General features: G+C 60.0%; 12 protein-coding genes. 3 read left to right on the top strand and 9 right to left on the bottom strand.

The features are described from left to right. Window positions 1-47 precede the first annotated feature (47 nt). From AB4O36_RS20045 to AB4O36_RS20025, 5 genes are all read right to left on the bottom strand, one after another. Complete coding sequence (locus AB4O36_RS20045) at window positions 48-749, bottom strand: ABC transporter ATP-binding protein (protein WP_460117389.1); 702 nt, start codon at window positions 747-749, stop codon at window positions 48-50. Continuing rightward, the gene (gene livG / locus AB4O36_RS20040; RefSeq protein WP_460140096.1) at window positions 750-1,517 is read right to left on the bottom strand and encodes a high-affinity branched-chain amino acid ABC transporter ATP-binding protein LivG; all 768 of its coding nucleotides are present in this window, start codon (window positions 1,515-1,517) and stop codon (window positions 750-752) included. It abuts the gene before it with no gap. Next, a complete protein-coding gene (locus AB4O36_RS20035) occupies window positions 1,514-2,767 on the bottom strand; it encodes a high-affinity branched-chain amino acid ABC transporter permease LivM (protein WP_460117387.1) in 1,254 nt (417 codons plus the stop codon). Before AB4O36_RS20035 ends, livG begins: the two co-directional genes overlap by 4 nt. Beyond that, window positions 2,764-3,687, bottom strand: coding sequence for a high-affinity branched-chain amino acid ABC transporter permease LivH (gene livH / locus AB4O36_RS20030; protein WP_060753800.1), 924 nt, complete (start codon window positions 3,685-3,687; stop codon window positions 2,764-2,766). The genes AB4O36_RS20035 and livH overlap by 4 nt, the downstream gene beginning before the upstream one ends. 228 nt (window positions 3,688-3,915) lie before the next feature. Continuing rightward, window positions 3,916-5,043, bottom strand: a complete 1,128-nt coding sequence (locus tag AB4O36_RS20025; RefSeq protein ID WP_460117386.1) for a branched-chain amino acid ABC transporter substrate-binding protein — start codon at window positions 5,041-5,043, stop codon at window positions 3,916-3,918. 339 nt (window positions 5,044-5,382) lie between these two features. Between AB4O36_RS20025 and AB4O36_RS20020 the strand changes: the two genes are divergently transcribed. Then, on the top strand, window positions 5,383-5,688 hold the full coding sequence (locus tag AB4O36_RS20020; RefSeq protein WP_460140095.1) for a DUF2288 domain-containing protein: 306 nt from the start codon (window positions 5,383-5,385) through the stop codon (window positions 5,686-5,688). Between the two features lie 275 nt (window positions 5,689-5,963). Here the strand turns inward: AB4O36_RS20020 and AB4O36_RS20015 are convergent, their stop codons facing one another. Beyond that, window positions 5,964-8,162 carry a hypothetical protein gene (locus tag AB4O36_RS20015; protein ID WP_460117384.1) on the bottom strand — a complete coding sequence of 733 codons (2,199 nt, stop codon included), beginning with the start codon at window positions 8,160-8,162 and terminating at the stop codon, window positions 5,964-5,966. Between the two features lie 197 nt (window positions 8,163-8,359). Here AB4O36_RS20015 and AB4O36_RS20010 point away from each other — a divergent pair, with 197 nt between their 5' ends. Then, window positions 8,360-9,256, top strand: a complete 897-nt coding sequence (locus AB4O36_RS20010; RefSeq protein WP_460117383.1) for an NAD(P)-dependent oxidoreductase — start codon at window positions 8,360-8,362, stop codon at window positions 9,254-9,256. Here the strand turns inward: AB4O36_RS20010 and AB4O36_RS20005 are convergent. Beyond that, on the bottom strand, window positions 9,147-11,423 hold the full coding sequence (locus AB4O36_RS20005) for a putative bifunctional diguanylate cyclase/phosphodiesterase (RefSeq protein ID WP_460140094.1): 2,277 nt from the start codon (window positions 11,421-11,423) through the stop codon (window positions 9,147-9,149). The two genes, AB4O36_RS20010 and AB4O36_RS20005, sit on opposite strands and share 110 nt — an antisense overlap. Before the next feature lie 144 nt (window positions 11,424-11,567). Beyond that, on the bottom strand, window positions 11,568-11,933 hold the full coding sequence (locus AB4O36_RS20000; RefSeq protein ID WP_460117381.1) for a YkgJ family cysteine cluster protein: 366 nt from the start codon (window positions 11,931-11,933) through the stop codon (window positions 11,568-11,570). Window positions 11,934-12,208: 275 nt separating this feature from the next. Here AB4O36_RS20000 and AB4O36_RS19995 point away from each other — a divergent pair, with 275 nt between their 5' ends. After that, complete coding sequence (locus AB4O36_RS19995) at window positions 12,209-13,558, top strand: spinster family MFS transporter (protein WP_460140093.1); 1,350 nt, start codon at window positions 12,209-12,211, stop codon at window positions 13,556-13,558. 153 nt (window positions 13,559-13,711) lie between these two features. On the opposite strand, the gene rapA is transcribed toward AB4O36_RS19995, so the two are convergent. Continuing rightward, window positions 13,712-16,558 carry an RNA polymerase-associated protein RapA gene (gene rapA, locus AB4O36_RS19990; RefSeq protein WP_460117379.1) on the bottom strand — a complete coding sequence of 949 codons (2,847 nt, stop codon included), beginning with the start codon at window positions 16,556-16,558 and terminating at the stop codon, window positions 13,712-13,714. Window positions 16,559-16,634: the final 76 nt, after the last annotated feature.

Genomic DNA, 16,634 nt, shown 5'->3' with positions numbered 1-16,634 from the left:
GAGCGAGCAAGCCCGCTCCCACAGGGGGCGTTGTTCAGCGCAGCCGCTTATCCCCCCAAGTACGCTTCGCGCACTTTCGGGTCGGTCAGCAGCGCTTCCCCGGTGCCTTGCATCACCACACGGCCGTTCTCCAGAACGTAGGCACGGTCAGCGATTTTCAGCGCCTGGTTGGCGTTTTGCTCGACCAGGAACACCGTCACGCCATCTTTGCGTAGCTGTTCGATGATGTCGAAGATCTGCTGGATGATGATCGGCGCCAGGCCCAGCGAGGGCTCGTCGAGCAGCAACAGCTTCGGCTTGCTCATCAGCGCGCGGCCGATCGCGAGCATTTGCTGTTCGCCACCGGACATGGTGCCGCCGCGTTGGCTGAAGCGCTCCTTGAGGCGCGGGAATAGCTCCAGGACCTTGTCCATCTGTTCCTGATAGTCGCCCTTGTCGGTGAAGAATCCGCCCATGGACAGGTTTTCTTCGACGGTCAGGCGAGCAAACACTCGACGACCTTCCGGCACCACCGCGATGCTCTTGCGCATGATCTGCGACGAACTCTGGCCGACGAGTTCTTCGCCCAGGTAGCGGATGCTGCCGCTGTGAGCCTGCGGCGAACCGCAGAGGGTCATCAGCAGGGTCGACTTGCCCGCGCCGTTGGCACCGATCAGGGTGACGATTTCACCCTGGCGGACTTCGACGTTGACGCTGTGCAGGGCCTGGATCTTGCCGTAGAAGGTGGAAACGTTTTCGAACTGCAGCATTTACGCTTCCCCCAGGTAGGCTTTGATCACTTCAGGATTGTCGCGGATCTGTTGTGGCGTGCCATCTGCCAGGGGCGTGCCCTGGTTGATCACGACGATATGGTCGGAAATGCTCATGACCAGTTTCATGTCGTGTTCGATCAGCAGCACGGTCACGTTGTGCTCTTCACGCAGCACACTGATCAGCGCCTTGAGGTCTTCGGTTTCCTTCGGGTTCAGGCCGGCAGCCGGCTCGTCGAGCATGAGGATCCGCGGACGGGTCATCATGCAGCGGGCGATTTCCAGGCGACGTTGCTGACCGTAGGCCAGGGTGCCGGCCGGACGGTTGGCAAACTCGGTCAGGTTGACCTTGTCCAGCCAGTACGCGGCGAATTCCATCGCCTCGCGCTCGCTCTTGCGGAACCCCGGAGTCTTGAACAGCCCCGACAGGAAGTTGGTATTCAGGTGGCGGTGCTGGGCGATCAACAGGTTCTCGACCGCCGTCATGTCCTTGAACAGGCGCACGTTCTGGAACGTACGCACCACGCCCTTGAGCGCAATCTTGTGGCCCGGCAGCGCCTGGATGGGCTCGCCGTCCAGCAGGATGGTGCCGCCGCTCGGTTTATAGAAACCGGTCAGGCAGTTGAACACTGTGGTCTTGCCGGCACCGTTGGGGCCGATCAGGGCAACCACTTGTTTCTCTTTCACGGTCAGGGCCACGCCATTGACCGCCAGCAAACCGCCGAAGCGCATGCTCAGGTTTTCAACTTTAAGGATCTCGCGGCTCATTTGCGCAGCTCCATGTGAGGACGTTGCATGGGCAGCAGACCTTGAGGTCGCCAGATCATCATCAGCACCATCAGGGCACCGAACATCAACATGCGGTACTCACTGAACTCGCGCATCATTTCCGGCAACAGGATCATCACCACGGCAGCCAGGATCACGCCCAGTTGCGAGCCCATGCCACCCAGCACGACGATGGCGAGGATGATCGCCGACTCGATGAAGGTGAAGGACTCCGGGGTCACCAGGCCCTGACGGGCGGCGAAGAAGCTGCCGGCGAAACCGGCAAACGCAGCGCCCAGGGTGAACGCGGAGAGTTTGATGATGGTCGGGTTCAGGCCCAGGGCTCGGCAGGCGATCTCGTCTTCGCGCAGGGCTTCCCACGCGCGACCGATCGGCATGCGCAACAGGCGGTTGATCACGAACAGCGCGGCCAGGGCGAGCAACAGCGCAACCAGATACAGGAACACCACCTTGCTCACCGGGTTGTAGGTCAACCCGAAGTACTCGTGGAAAGTCTGCATGCCTTCGGCGGCGGAGCGGTCGAAGCTCAGCCCGAAGAACGTTGGTTTTGGGATGTTGCTGATCCCGTTCGGGCCACCGGTGAGGTCGGTGAGGTTACGCAGGAACAGACGGATGATTTCACCGAAACCCAGCGTCACGATGGCCAGGTAGTCACCGCGCAGACGCAGCACCGGAAAGCCCAGCAGGAAGCCGAAAGTGGCCGCCATCAGGCCGGCGATCGGCAGGCAGATCCAGAAGCTCCAGCCGAAGTAGTGCGACAGCAGCGCGTAGCTGTAGGCACCCACTGCGTAGAACCCGACATAGCCCAGATCGAGCAAGCCAGCCAGGCCGACGACGATGTTCAGGCCCAGGCCCAGCAATACGTAGATCAGGATCAGGGTAGCGATGTCCACCGCGCCGCGAGAACCGAAGAATGGCCAGACCAGCGCCACCACGATCAGGCCGATGATGATCCAGCGCTGGGTGCGCGGCAGGGTCAGGAACTGGCTGACCTTGGGCGACACCAGCGGACCACGGTTGGAGCGAAACAGTGCACCGACCTGTTGAGTGAACAGGACCCGCAGGAACATCAGCACCGAGCACAGCGCGATGATGGTCAGCGTGACCGGACCGGTGCCATGCACTTCAAGGTTGATCCCGACGATGCTCAGCTTGAGACCGAGGACGGGGAATGCGACGGCCCAGACCAGCAAGGCACTGAACAGCGCTTGTTTAAAATACTTGTTCATACTTTTTCAACCTCCGGACGGCCCAGGATGCCGGTCGGCCGGAACAACAGAACCAGGACCAGGAGACCGAATGCCACGACGTCCTTGTATTGGTCGCCAAAGATGTCGGCACCGAACGCTTCGGCTACCCCCAGCACCAGCCCGCCGAGCATCGCGCCCGGGATACTGCCGATGCCACCCAATACCGCTGCGGTGAAGGCCTTGAGGCCCACCAGGAAACCGGCGTTGGGGTTGATCACGCCGTATTGCATGCTCAGCAGCACCGCAGCGACAGCCGCCAGCGCCGCACCGATCACGAAGGTCAGGGCGATGATGTTGTTGGTGTTGATGCCCAGCAGGTTGGCCATCTTGATGTCTTCGGCACAGGCGCGGCAGGCGCGACCCAGGCGGGAGCGAGAGATGAACAGCGTCAGGCCAAGCATGGCGACCAGCGTCACTACGAAGACCAGGATCTGCATGTAGGAAATCAGGACTTCTTCAGCGCCACCCGGGCCGAAGGAGAAGCTCCCCGGAATCAGGTTGGGGATGGATTTGTCCTTGGAGTCCTGGGACAGCAATACAGTGTTCTGCAGGAAAATCGACATGCCGATGGCGGAAATCAGCGGGATCAGACGGTTGCTGCCACGCAAGGGGCGATACGCAACACGTTCGATACTGTAGCCATAGGCACTGGTAACAACGATCGACGCGATGAACGCGGCGGTCATGAGCAGCGGCAGCGAGTGGATACCCATCATGGCCAGCCCGGCAAGGGCGATGAAGGCCACGTAGGAACCAATCATGTAGACCTCGCCATGGGCGAAGTTAATCATTCCAATGATGCCGTAAACCATTGTGTAGCCAATGGCTATCAACGCATACGTGCTGCCAATGGTCAGTCCATTAACCAGCTGTTGGAAAAAATGATAGATCTCAGGCATTACAGCGCTCCTAAAAACCCGATACGCATTTCACTGGTGGAGTCATGTTCCGGCCCATTGCTGTGTTCTTCGAGCACATTTGCACGGGGCGTTTGCCAGCGAACCGCTGGTGACGGTTTTAAGATTTTCAGGTGAACCAGCGCCCGGATCGCGGGTGTCTGGCCCATAAACCTCGTAAAACAAAGCCCACTGCTTGCACAGTGGGCTTCTCGATCGTTGGAGCAGGTCTTACTGAGGGGAAACTTCGGTTTTCGGCTTGCCGAAATGCCATTCGTAGACCACGAATTTGAAGTCTTTCAGGTCGCCCTTGGCATCAAACGACAGCTCGCCGGTAGGGGTCTTGAACGTGCCCGCGTGGATGGCTTCTGCCACTTTGGCGGTGTCTTCGCTCTTGGCGGACTTGATGCCTTCGGCAATCAGCTCGACAGCGGAGTAGGCCGGGAATACGAACGGACCGCTTGGATCCTTGCCGTCAGCCTTGATGGCGTCAACGATGGCCTTGTTCTCGGGATCAGCGTCGAACGACTTCGGCAGGGTGACCAGCAGGCCTTCGGAAGCGTTCTGGGCGATTTGCGAGATGGAATCGTTGCCGACGCCTTCCGGACCCATGAACTTGGCGTTCAGGCCTTTTTCCTTGGACTGACGCAGGATCAGGCCCAGCTCTGGGTGGTAGCCGCCGTAGTAGACGAAGTCGACGTTGGCTTGCTTGAGCTTCTGGATGATCGAGGAGAAATCTTTGTCACCGGCGTTCAAGCCTTCGAAGACGGCGACTTTCACGCCTTTGCCTTCCAGGGTTTTCTTGACTGCGGTGGCGATGCCTTCACCGTACTGTTGCTTGTCGTGCAGGACGGCAACGGTTTTCGGCTTGACGTGGTCGGCGATGTAGTTGCCTGCGGCCGGGCCCTGGGCGCTGTCCAGGCCGATGGTGCGGAAAATCAGCTTGTAGCCACGGGTGGTGATGTCCGGGCTGGTGGCAGCCGGGGTGATCATGATCACGCCTTCGTCTTCGTAGATGTCCGAAGCTGGCTGGGTGGAGCTGGAGCACAGGTGACCGACTACGTACTTGACGCCGTCGTTGACCACTTTGTTGGCCACGGCTACCGCTTGTTTAGGGTCGCACGCGTCGTCGTATTCCTTGGCTTCAAGCATCTTGCCGTCGACGCCGCCCTTGGCGTTGATGTCCTTGATGGCTTGTTTGGCGCCGACGAACTGCATGTCGCCGTACTGGGTCACAGGGCCGGTTTTAGGGCCGGCGATACCGATCTTGATGGTGTCAGCTGCGAACGAATGGCTGGCAACCCCGGCCAGAACCATAGCGGCAAACAGTTTGGAAATCTGCTTAGTAGCCTTTGTCATAGTGCTCCACTCTTACTGTTGTAATTTTTATAGTCCTGGCGCCGAAGCAGCAGAACCGGGTCGGATATTTACGCCATCCTCCGGAAAATGCCCTCGGCAACTGTACCGGTACAGTGTAGAGCGCCGATTGTCAGCCTGGGAAGCTGGCGTCGGGGGGCAAAATCAGAGGGTGTCGCGTTTATGAAAGAAAAAGACAGAAATGCGGCGGGGCTTACAGCTGTTTAAACAGCAATCCTTGGCGCTCCTGCAGTTTTCAATCGGCGATGCATTTGCTTCCGGGTTTTTCTGCCAGACCACCGACGTTATCATTCATGTCGATTTCTTTTCCGGACAGGACCCATGACTGAAGAACCTAGCACCCTCTATGCCAAGCTGCTTGGTGAAACCGCATCTATTTCGTGGAAAGAGCTGGAGCCCTTCTTCGCCAAGGGTGCCCTATTGTGGGTCGATCCTGAGCTGGATTTGATCGCGGCGGCCGAGGCCGTGGCCACGGATGATGGCGAGAAAGTGGCTACCTGGCTGGCTGCTGACCAGGTCACCAAGCTGTCTGAAACGCGGGCTCTGGATCTATTTGAGCGTGATCCAGCGTTGTGGGCGGTGGTGGTTTCGCCGTGGATTATGATCCAGGAAAGGGCGGGGAAGTAATACGTTGCACTTTGTTGGTGCGTTGCGTTTCGGGGAGAAAGTGTGTAGCCGAGTAGCGTGATGGCACGTTGCCGTGAAGAAAGGCCACAGCTTCACGGTGACGTAAACGTAACGGGCACAGTTGAGGGTGCTGATTGCGAGCTGCTTAATTGTTTCTGGATGTTGTTAATTCGTTGAATTCAAGGGCCTCATCGCGGGCACGCCCGCTCCCACAGGTTTTCTGTGAACGACACAAAACCCTGTGGGAGCGGGCTTGCCCGCGATAGGCGCGCCGGTTAGTGCGCAGTCTTGCCCGTGTGGTTATTCAGCGAAATGACCTTGGTCTTGCCAATACGGTGACGGTAAATCTCGCGCAGGTACTTGATCGCCTTCTTCACGCAATCACGCGACAGGCGAATGTCGTTGATCGAGACGAACTTCTCCTTGTCGTTGATCAGCTCACGGTACTTCTTCTCGTACATTGGCTTGATCGCGTACCAGTTGGTATCGAGGATCTTCGCCGGGTTCTCGAACTCGTTGAGCAGGTCGTCGATCATCCCTTCGTTGAATTCATCCTGGGTGATGAAATCGAGGATCGAGTTGTCCAGGGTTTCGTCGAAGCGGTACGGGTTCTTGGCGAAGCAGCGCTTGATGAACGCCACGATCAGCGTCAGGAAGTCGTCCGACAGGCACGGGCTCTTGGCAATCAATGTCGTCAGCGACAGGTTGGCCGAAGCGCCGATCACCAGCGCGTAGCGTTTGAGCGTGGTGTTCGGGAACAGGCTGTTGAGATGAGTCTTCAACCGGTTCAGGTCCATGTAGGACAGCTTGTAATCCTTGGGCAGGGAGACGATCGACACCACCGATGAGCAGTTCTTGAAGAAGTGCAGGTCGTGTAGCGCGGCCGCGTCGTAACCGGAATTCTTGTACTGCTCGAGCGAGGCACGGTAGCGCTTGGATTCGATCGGCAGCAGGCTGATACCTTCGATGGCCTGGGTCACTTTGTTGAAGTGCGGCAGGTCGATGGAGCGGAAGAACAGGTCGTCGATGTTCAGGCGCTGTGGCTCTTTTTCGAACACCTTGAATTTATCGCTGCTCGGCGGCGGGGTTTCCGGGACCACAGACTCGGCGTAGGCAATCGCCACGGGGCCGGCCAGACTCATGAACAGGTCGTTGGCGTCCAGGCGAATGGTTTCGCCGATGTCGATGCCGGCGCGACGGAAATAGTTCTGGTCGTAGTCGGTGGTGACCGCCTGCGCCGTCAGGATGTTGAAGATCTGCTGCGAGATGTACTGGTTCGCATGCTTCTCCATCGCGTTGACGTCGATGTTCTGGATGTTGCCGTCATCGTTTTCTTCGGCGTAACGCATGATGTCGTTGGAGATCAGCATCATTGCGTTCCATGGGCGGATGCGGCCCATGACACTGGCTTCACTGCTGTCTTCGTTAGCGAAGTTGTAAGAGAAGTCCCACTCTTCCGACAGGTATTTACACAGCAGGCGACCGGCGTTGATGTGCAGTGCCTCGGACATTTCGCTGCGGTGATCGGAAATGTTCGGCAGCACGCAGATGCCGCTGGTGAAAATGGGTTCGAATACAAACGAATGACCGCTCTTGCCGTCGTGTTCGTCCATCGGCTTGGTGTCGAACGTCTTGTTCATGTACGAATGCTGCTGGGCGAGGCCGAACTCCGAAGCCATGCCCGAACCGGTACCGCCACCGGCGCTGAAGATCGAGAAGTACAGGCGCGACTGGTTGGCCTTGATACCGCAGCTGTCGATCAGGTACGAGTGAATCATCTTCCAGTCTGGACTGGAGAAACGCTGGGTGTCCTTGTTCAGGATGATCTTGGCCAGGTACTGGCCGAGGATCGGCGCGTTACCCGCACCGCCGGCGTGAACCTCCGACAGGTCCATGATTTTCATTTTGCTGTAGTCGCGCAGGAAACCGCTTTTTTCGCCCTTGCGGGAGAAGCGGATGCGACCGGCGATGTCTTTGTCGAGGTCGCCGAGCATGACCAGCGGCTCGACGAGGAACACTGGCTTGGTGGCCTTGTTCGGAATCAGTCGCAGGCTGGAGCGGATCCATTGCGCCGGGCTGTAGCCTTTTTCGGCGTGGCGTTTGTCCGGCGACAGGCGATCTTCGTTGTTGAATTCATTGAGGTAGAACTTGCGGGCGTTGTACACCAGCTCCGCGACATCCAGCGCAATGTTCGAACCGCAGCGGCCGAGGCCGATCAGGCACACCGACGGAAATTCCTGGGTGCTGTACTGTTCGCTGTCGCCTTCCAGATGCGGCGGACGTGGGAACACCAGGTCGCGCAGGCCATCGAGGTTGTCGAGGATGCGGTCGGTATTGGTCTCGGTGAAGTAAAGGTACTGCTGGGTAGCCAGTGGGCGCGACGGCGTCAATGGCTTCGACGGTGCGGGGCTGTTGGCCGCTGGGCTGGGCGTCAGATCGGATATGGCGGGAGCCGGGTTATTTTTGGAAGTCATTGTGCGCCATGTACCTGGGCTGGTCGGTAGGGCGGCGGATTGCGCCGGACCGTCACGGTTGGGTTCTCGCGTCTTTATTCAGCGCGTCATTGGCCCAAGCATCAGGGGTTTGGCCTGAGCATCGCTCGGGGGAAATCCTTTCCTAGTCATGATGAATCGGCCAATATTCGGCGATCTTTAATCGAAAAGAAGGCTAAATGATGTCAACCCTACCATCGTTGGGCTTCGCCGGAATTGGCCTGATGGGGCTGCCAATGTGCCGGCGTTTGCTGGCGGCGGGGTATCCGCTGACCGTGTGGAACCGCAACCCGGCGAAGTGTACGCCGCTGGTCGAAGCCGGCGCGCGACACGTTGCCACACCGGCCGAGCTGTGCAAGCACGCCGATGTGTTGATGACGTGTCTGGCAGACACGGCGGTGGTGCGGCAGGTGGTGTTTGGTCCGGAGGGTATTGCCGAGGGTGGGAAACGTGGCCAGTTGCTGGTGGATTTTTCCAGCCTTGAGCCCACCGCGACGCGCGAAATGTCGGCGCAGTTGGCCGAACAGACGGGCATGGGTTGGCTCGATGCTCCGGTGTCTGGCGGAGTGGTCGGTGCCGAGGCGGGTAGCCTGGCGATCATGGTCGGCGGCACGGCGGCGGATCTTGAGCGGGTCAGGCCGGTGTTGCTCAGCCTTGGCCAGCGTGTCACCCATATGGGCGACGTTGGCGCTGGGCAGGTGACCAAGGCGTGCAATCAAATGATCGTGGCCTGTAATGCCCTGGTCATTGCCGAAGTCGTGGCGCTGGCAGAGCGCTCAGGTGTAGAGGCGGCCCTGATTGCCGAGGCGCTGGCGGGTGGCTTCGCCGATTCCAGACCTTTGCAGATCCTGGCGCCGCAGATGGCCGACAGCCGTTTTGAACCGGTGAAATGGCATGTGCGCACGCTGCTCAAGGACCTCGACACCGCAGTGAAATTTTCCCGCGAACAGGGCTCGGCCACGCCCATCAGCGGATTGGCCGCACAACTGATGCGCCTGCATGGGAGCCAGGGTTTTTTGGAAAAGGATCCGTCGACGTTAGTGCAGATGTACCGTGAGCCAGGGTCAGAGGACTGAAGGCGTGGCCGCGCTGGCGCTGGTCGATGTCGTTCAACACCTGGCGCAGCTCGGTGAGTGGCACCGGGCGGGCGAGCAGATATCCCTGCACCAGATCGCACCCGTTACGCTCGAGGAATGCATATTGTTCGGGAGTTTCCACGCCTTCGGTCACCACCTGTAAGTGCAGGGTGTGGGCCATGACGATGATCGCCTGGACGATTTCCATGTCCTGGCTGGCCTTGGGGATGTCTTGAATGAACGATCGATCGATCTTCAGCGTGTTCAGCGGCAGGCGCCGCAGGTAGGCCAGGGACGAGTAACCGGTGCCGAAGTCGTCGATCGACAGCGAAACACCGATTGCGCGAATCTGCCTCATCAACACCAGTGACTCGGTGATGTTGTCCATCAGCGCGTTCTCGGTCACCTCCAGTTCCAGCCGCTGTGGTGCGACCCCGGCCGAGCGTAGTGCGTGTTCGATTTCATCGGCCAGGTCTTCCCGGGCCAGGTTGAGCGGTGAGCAATTGACGGCAATGTGCAGGGCGTCGAATCCCTGGCTCGACAACTCGGCGAGGTCCTCGCAGGCTTTGTGCAGGACCCAGTTGTCCAGCTCGGCGATCAGGCCGTTGGCTTCGGCGATGGCGATGAAACGATCCGGTGTCAGCAACCCATTCGCGGGATGTTGCCAGCGGATCAGCGCTTCAAGCTTGGTGACCTGGCGGCTTTTCAGGTCATAAATCGGTTGGTAATGCAGCATGAGTCCGGTGTTTTCGCGCAGGGCATGACGCAGTTCTTCTTCGAGCTGCAAATCCAGTGATGCCCGGCTTTTCAAGTTGGGGTTGAAGAAATTCAGGCCGTTACGGCCGCCGCCCTTGGATTGGTAGAGCGCCAGGTCAGCGTGCTTCAGCAGTTCTTCGCAGGTCGTGCCATCCTCGGGAAACAGGCTGATGCCGATGCTGGTGGTCATGACCATGCGCCGTCCGGCCAGTTCGATTGGCTCCTTCATTTTCAACATGATGCGCTGCGCCATATGCCGCGCCTCCTCGCGATCGCGCAGGCTGATGAGCAGGCAGAACTCATCGCCGCCGAAGCGCGCCACCACATCCTCCTGGCCGCGCACCGAACCTTTGATGTGGCTGGCCATGACGGTGAGCAATTCATCGCCGGCAGCATGGCCCAGGCTGTCGTTGATACGCTTGAAGTGGTCCAAGTCGAGGAACATCACCGCAAGCATGCCGCCCTCCGTGGTCTTCTGAAGCAACTTCTCGGCGAAAATCTGGTTGAAGCCTCGGCGGTTGATCAGACCAGTCAGGGCGTCGTAGTTCGCCGCGTGTTGCAGCGACAGGCGTGCCTCATCCAACTGGCCCAGCAGTGTGTTGACCCGCAGCAGGTCGCGGTCCTTGTGCTGCAGTTTCTTGTCCGACAGTGCAGCACTGATACTGCTGCCGATGATCAGCAAGGCAATGACCGCCACTGTGATGCCCAACTGCTGGTGACTGTTGTCAGCGGCCAATTCCACGGGGCTGTCGGCGGGGAGTACCAGAGTGAAAGCGGTCATGCCTGTGAAATGCATGCTGATGATGCCCGCCCCCAGGACCAGGCTGGCGCTGAGTTTGATCAGTTGATGTTGCGAACCGTCACGCAGGCGACTGGATATCAACAGGGCGGCAAAACTCGCACCAATGGCGATCACGATGGAAAGACCGAACAGCAACGGTTGGTAGTACGCCACCGCGTTCGAACGCATGGCCGACATGCCCAGGTAATGCATGGTGGCGATGCCCAGGCCAATGCAGATCGAGGCCTGCACGTATTGCCTGATGCTCAGGCGCGGGTGGCTGAGGGTGTACATCGCCAGCCAGGAGGCGAACAGGGCGATCAGCAGCGAGGCCAGCGTGATCGGCAGTACATAACGAATCTCGATGGGCGCCTGGAACGCCAGCATACTGATAAAGTGCATGGCCCATATTCCGCCAGCCAGGCAACCGGAGCCGACCCAGCGCCAGATTCTTCGGGACGCAGGTTTGTCCGCGTGAGCGATGCGCTCGGCCATGTCCAACGTCGCGAAACTGCCGGCGCAGGCGACCAGAAATGCCAGCAGGACCAACAACGGATCATGGAAGCAATCGAGAATGACCTGCCCGCTCTCAGGCAGTGCAGAAGTGAAGTGCAGGCTCAGCCAATCCATTGCATGCCCCATGTATTCTCCCTGACCGGCGCAAGGACGCCGGTGAATTCAGGGAGTATAGAAGGCATGCGAAACCAGCAAGGCGTGATGGCACTTTGGTTTCTAAGATTTTGGAATAGAGCCAATAACCATTCGTGCTGAAGATCAGGCGCTCTGCGCCACGATCAGGTGAGCTGGAGCTTCAAGCGGCAGCAAGCCGAAAGCCGCGCGTGCCGCGTCGCAGTCGGTGTTGACCTGGCCATCGACCCAGGAGGCCTCGAATTCCCGGCAAGGGCTCGAGCGCTGTTCATAGATCGTACATTTCACTTCGCTGCCCACTTCTCCCTCCAGGCTGATGCAGCGTGGGCTTTTGCAGTTGGTGCCCAGCATCGCGACCCGGCTCGGGGTGATCTGCTCGACAAGTTCATCGGGCACTGTCCCCCCTGATGAAGCGCATTCACCCCAAAAAAAAGACACGCGAAAATGTGAACAGCAGGCACCGCAATTCAAGCACGGACTGGCTTCGGACATGGGTAGTCATCTAAGGAGGAGTGGGGAGGTCGCCGGGAGGGCCGACGAGAGCGCTATTCTAGGCTTCGCCAGCCACTTGAACAGGGGGTGGCAGAGGTATTTTTAAACGGCTGGACGTGCGGTCAATGCCGGCGCTTGCTCCCTGTGCACATTGTGCCTGGTTGCCATGAACGGGTATCAGCCTTACGAATAATTACAGACAGTTGTGGCAGGCCTGTCTAGATTGCAGTTTCCGGGGGAAGTGACGCCCCAATAACAATAAAAGAGACGGACCCATGCAGAACTCGACCCAAGCGGCGAATGCCTGGCGCATTCTGTTCCTGCTGTTCCTTGCGAATCTATTCAACTTCTTCGACCGCACCATCCCGGCCATCATTATCGAGCCGATCCGCATGGAGTGGAGCCTCAGCGACTTCCAGTTGGGGATCATCGGCACCGCATTCACCATCGTCTATGCCATCGCCGGCCTGCCCCTGGGGCGCATGGCCGACACCGGTTCGCGCGCCAAACTGATGGGCTGGGGCCTGGCCGCATGGAGCGGTCTGACCGCAGTGAACGGTATGGTGGGCAGCTTCTGGACTTTCCTGCTCGTGCGCATGGGCATCGGCATTGGTGAGGCCAGTTATGCGCCCGCCGCCAATTCACTGATCGGCGATCTGTTTCCCGCCCATCGCCGGGCGCGAGCCATGGGCATTTTCATGCTCGGTTTGCCATTGGGCCTTTTGCTGGCGTTCTTCACCATTGGCTGGATGGTCAAGGCGTTCGACAGCTGGCGCGCACCGTTCTTCATCGCGGCCGTGCCGGGGCTGCTCCTTGCGGTGTTCATGTTCTTCATCAAGGAGCCAAAACGCGGCGCTGCGGAAAGCGTACAGGTCTCGCAGGAGCCCGTGGACCGGCCAATCCGTCGGGTGCTGGCGGTGCCGACCTTTCTGTGGCTGGTCATGGCGGGGTTGTGTTTCAACTTTGCGACCTACGCGTGCAATTCCTTTCTGGTGCCAATGCTGCAGCGTTACTTCCTGATGCCGTTGCACGAAGCCGCCGTGGCAACCGGCGTCATTGTGGGCGTCACCGGGCTGATCGGCCTTACCCTGGGCGGTTGGGTCGCGGACAAGATTCACCAGCGGGTGGCGAGCGGACGCCTGCTGTTTGCCGGGTTCAGCCTGATCATCTCGACCCTGTGCACCGCTTGGGCGCTGCATGCCGGACGCATTGAAATCGGCGTGTTCGTGGCCGTGTTCAGCGTGGGCTGGCTGTTCGCCTACAACTTCTACACCTGCGTGTACACGGCCATCCAGGACGTGGTCGAACCGCGCTTGCGGGCGACGGCCATGGCGTTGTTCTTCGCTGGGTTGTACCTGCTGGGCGGTGGTTTGGGGCCAGTGGTCGTGGGCGGCCTGTCCGATCACTTTGCCCATTCGGCCATGCTGGCAGCGGGTGCCGAGCAGATGACCGAGGCGTTCAAGGCCGTCGGCTTGCATGATGCGATGTATTTGATTCCGGTGGCGTTGTTCCTGACGATGGTGTTCCTGTTCATGGCTTCGCGGTGTTTTGTGCGTGATGCCAAGCGGATGAAGGAGGGGTTGCAAGGGGTGGCCAATCCCGAGGTCGAAGGCGTCACGGCCTGACCCCCTGTAGGAGCGAGCTTGCTCGCGATGGCGGCTCAGACACCGCTGGGTGTCAGGCAGCCAGCGTCATCGTTGACGACCATCGCGGGCAAGCCCGCTCCTACAAACAAAAATGCCCGCATCGCTGCGGGCATTTTTGTGGGGGAGGGAGGGTTAGCCCGCTACCAGTACCCGGATCGCTTCCAGCCGAAGCGCCGCCTTGTCGAGCATCGCCAAGCCTTGCTCGCGTTGATTGCGCAAGGCAACCAGTTCGCTGTCCCGCACGGTCGGGTTGACGGCTTGCAGCGCAGTCAGGCGCGCCAGTTCTTCATCGGTATCGGCGGCCAGGCGACGTTTTGCCTCGGCGACACGCTCGGTGTGGCGCGGCAGGATTTTCTCTTCGCCGGCGTTGATCCGTGGCGTCAGTTGGTCGCGCTGGGCCTGGATGAACTTGTTGGCGCTGGCACGCGGTACGCTTTCCAACTGGTCGTTGAGGGTTTCAAACGATACCCGGGCTGAAAGGTCGTTGCCGTTGGTGTCCAGCAGGCAGCGCAGGGCGGCCGGTGGCAGGTAGCGGCCCAGTTGCAGTGAACGCGGGGCAACCACTTCGCTGACGTAGAGCAGTTCGAGCAACACGGTGCCCGGTTTGAGCGCCTTGTTCTTGATCAGTGCCACGGCGGTGTTGCCCATGGAACCCGACAACACCAGGTCCATGCCGCCTTGCACCATCGGATGTTCCCAGGTGATGAACTGCATGTCTTCGCGAGACAGCGCCTGGTTGCGGTCGTAGGTGATGGTCACGCCTTCGTCATCGCCCAGCGGGAAACTGGCGTCGAGCATTTTCTCGCTCGGCTTGAGGATCAGCGCGTTCTCTGAATGGTCTTCGCTGTCGATACCGAAGGCATCGAACAGGGTTTCCATGTAGATCGGCAGGGCGAACTGGTCGTCCTGTTCGAGAATCGCTTCCACCAGCGCTTCGCCTTCGCCAGCACCTCCGGAGTTGAGCTCCAGCAGGCGGTCACGGCCGGTGTGCAGCTCGGCTTCGAGGCGTTCGCGCTCGGCCCGGGCTTCGTCGATCAGCGTCTGCCACTCGCCGTCGTCGGCATTTTCCAGCAGAGGCAGCAGGCGCGGGCCGAACTGATGCTGCAAGGCGTTGCCGGTCGGGCAGGTATTGAGGAATGCGTTCAGGGCTTCGTGGTACCACTGGAACAGGCGCTCTTGAGGGCTGGTTTCCAGATAGGGCACGTGCAACTGGATGGTGTGTTTCTGGCCGATCCGGTCGAGACGGCCGATGCGCTGCTCCAGCAGGTCCGGGTGCGACGGCAGGTCGAACAGCACCAGGTGGTGCGAGAACTGGAAGTTGCGACCTTCACTGCCGATTTCCGAACAGATCAATACTTGCGCGCCGAATTCTTCGTCGGCGAAATAGGCGGCGGCGCGGTCGCGCTCGAGGATGTTCATGCCCTCGTGGAACACCGTGGCCGGGATGCCGGAGCGCACGCGCAGGGCGTCTTCAAGGTCCATCGCGGTTTCGGCGTGGGCGCAGATCACCAGCACTTTGGTGCGCTTGAGCATCTTGAGCGTGTCGATCAGCCACTCGACGCGTGGGTCGAATTTCCACCAGCGTTCTTCTTCGTTGGCGTCCGGTTGGGCCTGGAAACTGACCTCCGGGTACAGCTCGGCGTGATCGCCCAGTGGCAGCTCGAGGTATTCGTCCGGCGACGGCAGCGGGTACGGATGCAGTACGCGCTCCGGGAAACCCTGCACAGCGGCGCGGGTGTTGCGAAACAGCACGCGGCCAGTGCCGTGACGATCGAGCAGCTCGCGCACCAGGCGGGCGCTGGCTTCGGTGTCGCCATCGTTGACCGCGGTCAGCAGGGCCTCGCCCTCGTTGCCGAGGAAACCCTGGATGGTCTGGTGTGCTTGAGGCGACAGGCGACCCTTGTCCAGCAGTTCCTGAACCGCTTCGGCCACCGGGCGATAGTTATCGCTCTCGGCGCGGAAGGCGTGCAAGTCATGGAAACGGTTCGGGTCGAGCAGGCGCAGGCGGGCGAAGTGGCTGTCCTGCCCGAGTTGCTCTGGAGTGGCGGTGAGCAGCAGTACGCCGGGAATGACTTCGGCCAATTGTTCGACCAGCGAGTATTCGGGGCTGACCTGGTCTTCGTGCCAGACCAGGTGGTGAGCTTCGTCGACCACCAGCAAGTCCCAGCCGGCGGCGAACAGCGCGTCCTGGGCCTTTTCGTCGTCAACCAGCCACTCAAGCGCCACCAGCGCCAATTGGGTGTCTTCGAACGGGTTGGTGGCATCGCTTTCGATGAAACGCTCTTCGTCGAACAACGCGACCTGCAGGTTGAAACGGCGGCGCATTTCCACCAGCCACTGGTGCTGCAGGTTTTCCGGAACCAGGATCAGCACGCGGCTGGCACGACCCGAGAGCAGTTGGCGATGGATGACCAGGCCGGCTTCGATGGTCTTGCCCAGACCCACTTCATCGGCCAGCAGAACCCGTGGCGCGATACGGTCGGCGACTTCACGGGCGATGTGCAACTGGTGGGCGATCGGTTGTGCGCGCACGCCACCCAGGCCCCAGAGCGAGGACTGCAACTGACGGCTGGTGTGTTCCAGGGTGTTGTAGCGCAGGGCGAACCAGGCCAGCGGGTCGATCTGCCCGGCGAACAGGCGATCGCTGGCCAGGCGGAACTGGATGAAGTTCGACAGCTGGGTTTCCGGCAGGGTGACTGCTTCGTTTTGCGCGTTGAGGCCGTGGTAAACCAGCAGGCCGTCGACGTCGTCGACTTCCTGTACGGTCAGTTTCCAGCCTTCGAAGTGGGTGATGGAGTCACCGGGCGAAAACCGCACACGGGTCAGGGGCGCATTCCGAAGCGCGTACTGGCGAGTCTCGCCAGTGGCCGGATAGAGCACGGTCAACAAGCGGCCGTCCTGTGCCAGAACGGTGCCTAAACCCAACTCTGCTTCGCTGTCACTGATCCAGCGTTGCCCCGGTTGATACTGCTGCGCCATGCTGCCTGACTCCCACCTTGAAAAAGCGGGCTATCTTAACGGAATGAGGGCTGGAGGGCCAAAGGACTCTCGGAAA

Source organism: Pseudomonas sp. S2_E01, from assembly GCF_054668365.1.
Note: the sequence above shows the minus strand (reverse complement) of the source record. Positions and strands in the feature narration are given on the sequence as shown.